General features: G+C 52.3%; 7 protein-coding genes. 1 reads left to right on the plus strand and 6 read right to left on the minus strand.

The annotated features are described in order from the left end of the window. From V6D20_02220 to V6D20_02245, 6 genes are all read right to left on the minus strand, one after another. Positions 1 to 758: DUF3352 domain-containing protein (locus V6D20_02220; GenBank protein ID HEY9814611.1), on the minus strand; the 758-nt coding region annotated here is incomplete at its 3' end. A 287-nt stretch (positions 759 to 1,045) separates the two neighbouring features. Continuing rightward, positions 1,046 to 1,825, minus strand: coding sequence for an amino acid ABC transporter ATP-binding protein (locus V6D20_02225; GenBank protein ID HEY9814612.1), 780 nt, complete (start codon positions 1,823 to 1,825; stop codon positions 1,046 to 1,048). Between the two features lie 65 nt (positions 1,826 to 1,890). Beyond that, positions 1,891 to 3,105 (minus strand): amino acid ABC transporter permease, encoded by a 1,215-nt coding sequence (locus tag V6D20_02230; GenBank protein HEY9814613.1) that lies wholly within the window; start codon positions 3,103 to 3,105, stop codon positions 1,891 to 1,893. Positions 3,106 to 3,108: 3 nt separating this feature from the next. Then, positions 3,109 to 4,503, minus strand: a complete 1,395-nt coding sequence (locus V6D20_02235; protein ID HEY9814614.1) for an ABC transporter permease subunit — start codon at positions 4,501 to 4,503, stop codon at positions 3,109 to 3,111. 255 nt (positions 4,504 to 4,758) lie between these two features. After that, complete coding sequence (locus tag V6D20_02240) at positions 4,759 to 5,841, minus strand: amino acid ABC transporter substrate-binding protein (protein ID HEY9814615.1); 1,083 nt, start codon at positions 5,839 to 5,841, stop codon at positions 4,759 to 4,761. An 868-nt stretch (positions 5,842 to 6,709) separates the two neighbouring features. Then, a complete protein-coding gene (locus V6D20_02245) occupies positions 6,710 to 6,919 on the minus strand; it encodes a hypothetical protein (GenBank protein ID HEY9814616.1) in 210 nt (69 codons plus the stop codon). A gap of 403 nt (positions 6,920 to 7,322) precedes the next feature. Here V6D20_02245 and V6D20_02250 point away from each other — a divergent pair. Beyond that, on the plus strand, positions 7,323 to 7,717 hold a 395-nt coding region (locus V6D20_02250; GenBank protein ID HEY9814617.1), incomplete at its 3' end, for an ABA4-like family protein.

A 7,717-nucleotide genomic window follows, 5' to 3' on the forward strand; every position in this document is an offset into this window, starting at 1 on the left:
TTGACATAGAGCCGTAGAAAAGGTTGTTCAACGCCAGTTTGACTGAGGGCGTCTTGGTAGCCTGCAACTGTATCCAAGGCCGCATTGCTTTGCTCGGCATCGACTAAGGTTTGCAAAATATCCAGGCTGGGGGCGATCGCAATAAACTGATTCTCAAAAACTGCAGCGGCATAGGATTGACCCGTTTGGCTGACAAACTCCTGAAGCGTCACGCCTTGATAGACCTGCTCCTGTTGCGGCTCTGTGTCACTCAACCGGTCGGACAGGGTCTGCCCATCCTGCAGTGGATCTAAAATTGGCAAAATGGCGACGAAGATGGGGTCGCCTTCGATCGGGCTATCGGGGAGCGATCCACCTGACGGGGCTGGATCGGGGGAGGGCGGTTCGCTGGCTATAGGAGGATTGCCAGGCAGAATCGCAACAGTCATTTCTGGGCCAATCCAGGACTGGAGATCCCGTGGAAAGTCTAGGTCATAGGCAGATAGCCAGCGATCGCGCCATCTGGCTAGGAGCTGATCCACCTGCGCTTGGGATTCCGGGGTGCCAAAGGAGCGCAGGGTTTGCCATTGTTGGGGATTCGTGGATACAGAGAAGGTCATCAAGGCATTTTGGGGAATGACCTCAATGCCCACGGGCAAGGGTGCGGGCGATCGCAGTCCCGATTGCCCCCTGAGCCACCAGTAGGCTACGCTACCCCCGGTGATAAAGGCGATCGCCGTTCCTAACGTTAACAATAGAGCGGGTTTACGTTTTGCCACAGCCGCTTGCTCCTTGCAAAGGTAGGGATCAGGGAAGTGCGATCCTACGACAGCATAGCAAGTTCTTATGCTGGCCTAACGGTATTTTTATGGATGAATCCCTGCTCTCTCAAGCGATCGCGCCAGAATGGAGGATGGGATAGATAGAATCCAATCTACTCATCCAACCTATTGCCATTGCTGTCTTATGGGTTAAGACATCTAGAAAATCTGGGAACGTCCCAACGTTTCAGCCTTCGATCTAGAAGGTGTCTCAACCAGCGTAACTAAAGCTGCATTGATCCCTTCTAAAGGATTTGAGAGAGGAATTTTTGGCTGCGTTCCTCTTTGGGATTATTGAAGAACTCTTCCGGCGTGGCCTCTTCCACCAAGACCCCATCGGCCATCAAGACGACCCGGTCGGCCACTTCCCGAGCAAAGCCCACTTCATGGGTGACGCAAACCATGGTCATTCCTTCTGCGGCTAGAGTGCGCATGGCATCCAACACTTCCCGCACCATTTCTGGATCAAGCGCCGAGGTCGGTTCATCAAAGAGCATAATCTTGGGCTGCATCGCCAAGGCACGGGCGATCGCCACCCGCTGCTGCTGCCCGCCCGAGAGCTGCCCCGGATATTTGTTGGCTTGCTCTAGAATGCCTACTCGTTCTAGCAACGCCATCGCCACTTCCTCCGCCTTGGCTTTGGGCCATCGCCGCACCCAGATGGGTGCCAGGGTGACATTCTTGAGCACCGTTAGGTGAGGAAATAGGTTGAACTGTTGAAACACCATACCCACCTCACGGCGGATGGTTTCAATGTTTTTCAGATCATGGGAGATGCGAATGCCGTCAATATCAATGGTGCCTTTTTGGTAGGGCTCTAGGGCATTGAAGGTGCGGATAAAGGTGGATTTACCGGATCCTGATGGCCCCATGACCACCACGACCTCGCCTTTATTCACCGTGAGGCTGACCCCGCGCAGGACGTGAAAGTTGTTGTCGTACCACTTCTCTACGTCTTGAGCAATAATCACCGGCTCGTTGACCGGTTGAGAATCTCGCATTGTTCCGGTTTGTGGCTGTGTCATGGCCCCTATTCTCCAAATCGTGTTCTCAAGTCCTTCAGCACATCTAGGGTGCAGCGAGCGCAGCCCTAGTGAGTCGTATTCAACTGTTCCTCTATCTTGCGACTTCCCAGTGCCATGGCGTAGCAGAAGAACCAATAGAGTACGCCAATAAAGGCATAGGCTTCTGCATAACGCCCCAAATAGTTGGGGTTAGATAGGGCGGTATTGGCCATTCCCAACAGTTCAAGTAGCCCTAGGGGAGCTAGGAGGGTGGTGTCTTGAAACAAGCTAATAAACTGTCCCACGATGGCAGGGATTGCCGTTTTTAAGGCTTGGGGCAGGACAATCAGAATTAGCGTTAGAGGTTTGTTCAGCCCTAGGGACACCGATGCTTCCGACTGCCCTCGCGGCACCGATTGCAGACCGGCTCGGATGTTTTCGGCTAAGTAAGCGGAGCTGAAAATAGTCAGGGCGATGATGGCGCGCAGGATGCGATCGGGACGAATACCCTCCGGCAGGAATAACGGAATCATAACCTGACCCATCACTAGGATGGTAATCAGCGGAACCCCCCGGACTAACTCGATGTAGGCAATGGAAAGCGATCGCACAATAGGTAGATCGCTGCGCCGCCCCAGAGCCAAGGCGATACCAAAGGGAAAGCAAAGCGCAATACCGGTTACGGCCATCAGCAGGGTGAGCACCAAGCCTCCCCAGTTTTCGGTGCGCACCGGCTCTAATATCCCCAAGCCGCCGCCAATCAACCAGATTGAGGCTAGGTATACCAAGAACCACCCAGCGGCTAGCCAATTGCTTAAGGCTGGCAAGCGCTTACCAGCCTGCTGTCCTACCCAGGCAATGGCGACCGTCAGCACGACCATGCCAAAGAGAATTGGGCTATGGGGACGGGTCAAAGGAAAGAGGATCACCGCCGCTGCGATCGCTCCAATGCCAATGAGGACACTACGCCCAAACAGATGCTGTTGGTTGCGTCCTAAAATACCCCACGATAAGCCACTTAGGGTTAAAACCAGCCCCATGATCACCCACATCCGCCAATACTGGTCTTGGGGATATAAACCGGTCATCATAAAGCCCAAGTTGTTCTCCACAACGGGCCATTGGGCCTTAGAAAAGATCCAAGTGACTAAGCCCCAGCCGCTCCACAGTAAAACGGCGGCAACCACAACGGTGAGGATGCTGTTAAACCAGTCACTGAAGAGATGCTTGCGCGCCCAGGCCAGCGGCCCTGTTTGGGCAATCGGGGGGCGAGTGGCCGCGGGAGGCGTAATACTGGTCATGGTTTAGCGCTCCTTAAGCTGAACTAGAGCATTAATCTGGTTCATGCCCACTGAAATGAGTAGGTTGAAGATCAGGTAGATAAACATGATGAGGACGATCATTTCAACAGCTCGCCCGGTCTGGTTCAGGGTGGTGAAGGACACCGAGAATAGGTCAGGATAGCCGATGGCGAACGCCAACGTTGTATTCTTAGCCAAGTTCATATACTCGCTATTCAGCGGCGGAATAATCACCCGTAAGGATTGGGGAAAGACCACCAGCCGCATGGCAAGACCCGAGGGCAATCCTAGGGAGCGTGCTGCTTCCCACTGTCCCTTTGAGACGGATTGAATACCAGCGCGGACAATTTCTGCAATAAAGGCCCCGGTGTAGAGCACCAAACCACTTAGGGCTGCAGCATACTCCAGCGATAGACGCAGTCCACCGCTAGCTCCGCCTCCTTCCTGAATGGTTGGGGGTTGCCAGCCAAGTCCGAAGAGGAGAATCACCACGAAGACGGCTACAAGACCTCCGATCGCCATTAGTTGGGGTTGCCCAGAGGTGCCTTGTTCAACCATCAGGCGAGTACGCTGTTGCCATAGCCAAAAGGCGGCGATCGCAATCGCCGCCATCCCTAAAAACCAGATGCCTACACCCACCGGCAGGCTATTGGTTTCGCTGTCTTGAGGGGAGACTAAGTAGCCTACGCCGCGAATGATCAGCCAGATCTCTAGCCCAATGACACTGAGAGCAACCAGACCACTGATTCCCCGATAGACGAGGCCTCGGAAACTGCGATCGCCTTGGCGAATATCACTGATCAACTTCCAGAGCAATGCTCCAAGTAAGCCTGCTCCCATCAGAAGCAACAGCCCTAGCCAATTTTGATCCGTTAAGGAGGGCCCTGGCAGGTAGATACCCCGCTTACTCATGACCACCCAACCCATCTCAATCTGGTCTTGCACGGGCGGCAACGCAAAATAGACGGCGAAGTACCAGAAGAAGAGCTGGAGCAGGAGCGGCACGTTGCGAACCAGTCCTACGTAGGCTCGACTGATCTTGTAGACGAGCCAGTTTTCTGAAAAGCTTGCTACACCGGCCACAATTCCCGTAATCGTTGCCAGGATAATGCCGACAACGATCAGCCGAAACGAGTTAATTAATCCGGCGTAGATGACCTTTTGGTATTGATCTTGGGGCTGATAGTTGACGAGGTTTTCCCCGACACTAAAGCCTGCTTGGTTACTTAAAAAACCAAACCCAAACCGCAAACCCAACTGGGCTAGGTTGCGATTGAGATTGGTGATGAGAAGCGATAAAACTGCAACCACCACGACGAGGGTGATGATTTGAAATGCTATTTTCCAGAAGCGTTCATCCCGCCAAATGGGAATGCTGCCTTGTGTCGCTGGGGTCATGATGTGATTGCCTGTTTGTCATCGACGCTGATCCAAATCAAGCGGCGATCGCTCCGGATTAGCCAGATAACCATGGGATCTATACCCCTAAGTACCTAGCTCATCGACCTGCCAACGCAGAGGGCGATCGCTGTCATCAGCAAAGAGGTAATTTATAACTTAATGCAAAGGGGTTTGATTCTTCGTGCCATGGGGCACGAAAAATCAAACGTTATAAAAAAAACCTAGGTGCAACTAGCGCACCAGCGGATCACGTTAGCGGAAGGGAGGGGAGTAAAGCAGACCGCCATCTGTCCACAGGGCATTTTGACCGCGCTCAAGCTCAAAAATGGAGTCTTGACCCAGGTTCCGCTCAAACACCTCACCATAGTTACCCACATGGCGAATGATGCGTTGCGTGAAATCATTGGGTAGCCCCATTTCTGTGCCAAGTTCACCTTCCAATCCTAGGAAGCGGCGGACACCGGGGTTTTCATCCTGTAAGCGTTCTTCTAGATTGGCTTGGGTAATGCCGAGCTCTTCTGCTTCGATCATGGCGTAGGTAATCCACTTAACCGCATCAAACCAAGCAGAATCGTTGTTGATGGTCACAGGGCCCAAGGGCTCCTTCGACATTGTGACCTCAAGCAGTACATGCTCTTCAGGGTTGGGCAAGGTGCTGCGTCGAGCCACGAGCTGTGACTTATCGGAAGTCATGCCTTCGCAACGACCTTCTGAGTAGGCAGCGTAGGCAGCATTGGCATCCTGGAAGACCACAGGCTCAAAATCAACGCCGAGGTCGCGCATCTGATCGGTGAGGTTAAGTTCCGTTGTTGTACCTGTTTCTACACAAACAGAGCGACCTGCAAATCCTTCCAGATCCGTGATGCCGCTTGCTTCCCGAACGAGCATACCCTGACCATCGTAGAAGGTGGTTGGAGCAAACTCTAGACCTGCGGATGTATCTCGGCTGATCGTCCAGGTGGTGTTACGAGCAAGCATATCAACTTCACCACCTACTAGAGCCGTGAAACGTTCGGTAGAGTCTAGGTTGCGATACACCACCTTTTCTGGATCATCGAACAGTGCTGCTGCAACTGCCCGACAGGTGTCTACGTCCAGCCCAGAGTAGGTGCCGCTATCATCGACAAAGCTAAAGCCTGGGATATTGCCTTCCACACCGCAGACAAGTTCACCACGGTCAATCACCGTTTGTAGGCGGCTGGTAGGTGTCCCGGTTGTGCTAGAAGCACCCTCGGTGGTTTCTTCGGTTGACTCATTGGAAGCCGGTTCGACACAAGAGGCCAAGGGCAAAGCAATGAGAGCAGCTGCACTCAGCAGAAAACTCCATTTACGCATAGTTAATCTCTGATCTCCTAACACATCACAATGAAACAAATGACAATCAGTATTCATGAATGCCGTAGGATGGTCAACCTACGGAATCATTTATGTTACCCATAAGCGATCGCTCGGGAGACCTTAAAGCAAGACGCTTCCCAGTACCCATCGACCGACTGCAAAATAGCCACTGAACAGGTTCGGGTATGACTCTTGAATCGTATATCAACGATCGGCATTGACCCGATGGGATATGCTCCAACCTGCACCACCCTAAAGGTTGGGGAGTGGGGACATCGTTGCTGATGATTTGCCCCATGGATAGCGAGCTATCCTGCTGCTGGAACAAGAGCAGCGCCATTTTTGGAGTGCCTCCCATACCCGAAGGGGGCTACTTCTACCTAACACTCCACTGGTTTTCAGTTTGTGTTTGTATCCTATGGCACAGTTTTGCGAAATCCAGCAGGAGATGAACCGTGACGCATCGTTCTGTAGGGGGAGTTGAGCCCTGAACGTCAAACACCTTCGATTGAGAAAGTTGCGAATTTCTCAATCGAAGGTGCTACCAGTCACGAAAATGACAATATTGGATGAAAGTGCATGAGTGAGAGCGATCGCTCTCTAGGGAGTACCTAGAAAGATAGAAGCGCCTTCCTAGGGAGATGGAGACGCATTGAAGAGGTTCGTGCGCCTTGAGTCGAGGTCCACGATCCGCGATTAGGAGGGCGGCGATCGCTTGATGAGGATTGAGGGTGAACGGATACTTGTGATCATCCGGGGTGCGGATGAAGCGACCCAAGCCAACCAGGAATCGTCAAAAGGGTTGAGCTAGGGTGGTGGAGGCGATGGATAAAACGACGTCTGGCTTCACGGACGATGGTGGTCGTTAGCGTGCATCGGCAATGTCTCGAATCAGCGACAGCCTGGACGAGATGTAATGATTGAGGGTGTCAACCTCGCAGTGGTTGAGAGAGAACTCCATGCCAAGTTGGCGAGTGAGCCATTGGATAAGGGTTTGATCATCTAAGCTCAACAACGTATTGGACTGCGTTGCTTCGATTAAGGACCAAAATTGTCTGAGGAGTAAGGGAGTCATATAAGCTCTCCGCTAGTCTTAATCTTCTTTTCATTTTCTACTTTATCGGTTGATTGGATGATTGGGAAAACAGACATACAACACTCAACAAGAGTTACAAAAGTCTCAACACAGCGATGAAAATCTTGACTTAACCTGACATATCTTGTGATGTAAGCCAGAGAAGCGCCACAGTCTGGTAGAGGGGATGGATGTTAGATTCCTCCAACTTAAGCATCAAGTGCTCTTAATCAAGTGCTCTTAATCAAGTCATCGAAAAGGTGATTGCGTAAGGGCTTCCTAGGGGGAATCAGCCTGGTTTCTTGGGGGCGGTCGCTCTCAGCGCGTAGGTCTAGACGAGCAAGGAAGGAACGGTATTATAGGGGTGCTCTCTCGCCCAGGGATGTTGCCCTGACCTGATTGGATGACTCTTGACCTAATTTTTGATGGGGCAAACGTGTTTGTCTTGCCCTTTTGGTTGCTGATGATTGTGCTGCCCAAATGGGGCATCACCCAGCGGATTATCAACTCGACGGTGCCGTTTGCCATCCTAGCGGTTGTCTATATCTATCTCTTTATCACTGGGCTCTCTCCCGAGACGGCGGAGTCCTTTGCCAATCCTACGTTGACTGACCTGGCACGCCTGTTCTCCGATCCCCAAATTACGGCTACCGGCTGGGTGCATTTTTTGGTGATGGATCTATTTGTGGGGCGCTGGATTTATCAAGAAGGTCTACGCACCGGGGTGTGGACGATTCATTCCCTCCTCCTGTGTTTGTTTGCCGGGCCGATGGGCTTGTTGTCCCATCTGACCACTCG

The sequence above is a fragment of the Candidatus Obscuribacterales bacterium genome (genome assembly GCA_036703605.1).
Taxonomy (GTDB): domain Bacteria; phylum Cyanobacteriota; class Cyanobacteriia; order RECH01; family RECH01; genus RECH01.

Coding starts and splice junctions, on each gene's coding strand:
- V6D20_02230 (HEY9814613.1), bottom strand. CDS start 3,105: ATGACCAGTATTACGCCTCCCGCGGCCACTCGCCCCCCGATTGCCCAA.
- V6D20_02225 (HEY9814612.1), bottom strand. CDS start 1,825: ATGACACAGCCACAAACCGGAACAATGCGAGATTCTCAACCGGTCAAC.
- V6D20_02240 (HEY9814615.1), bottom strand. CDS start 5,841: ATGCGTAAATGGAGTTTTCTGCTGAGTGCAGCTGCTCTCATTGCTTTG.
- V6D20_02235 (HEY9814614.1), bottom strand. CDS start 4,503: ATGACCCCAGCGACACAAGGCAGCATTCCCATTTGGCGGGATGAACGC.
- V6D20_02245 (HEY9814616.1), bottom strand. CDS start 6,919: ATGACTCCCTTACTCCTCAGACAATTTTGGTCCTTAATCGAAGCAACG.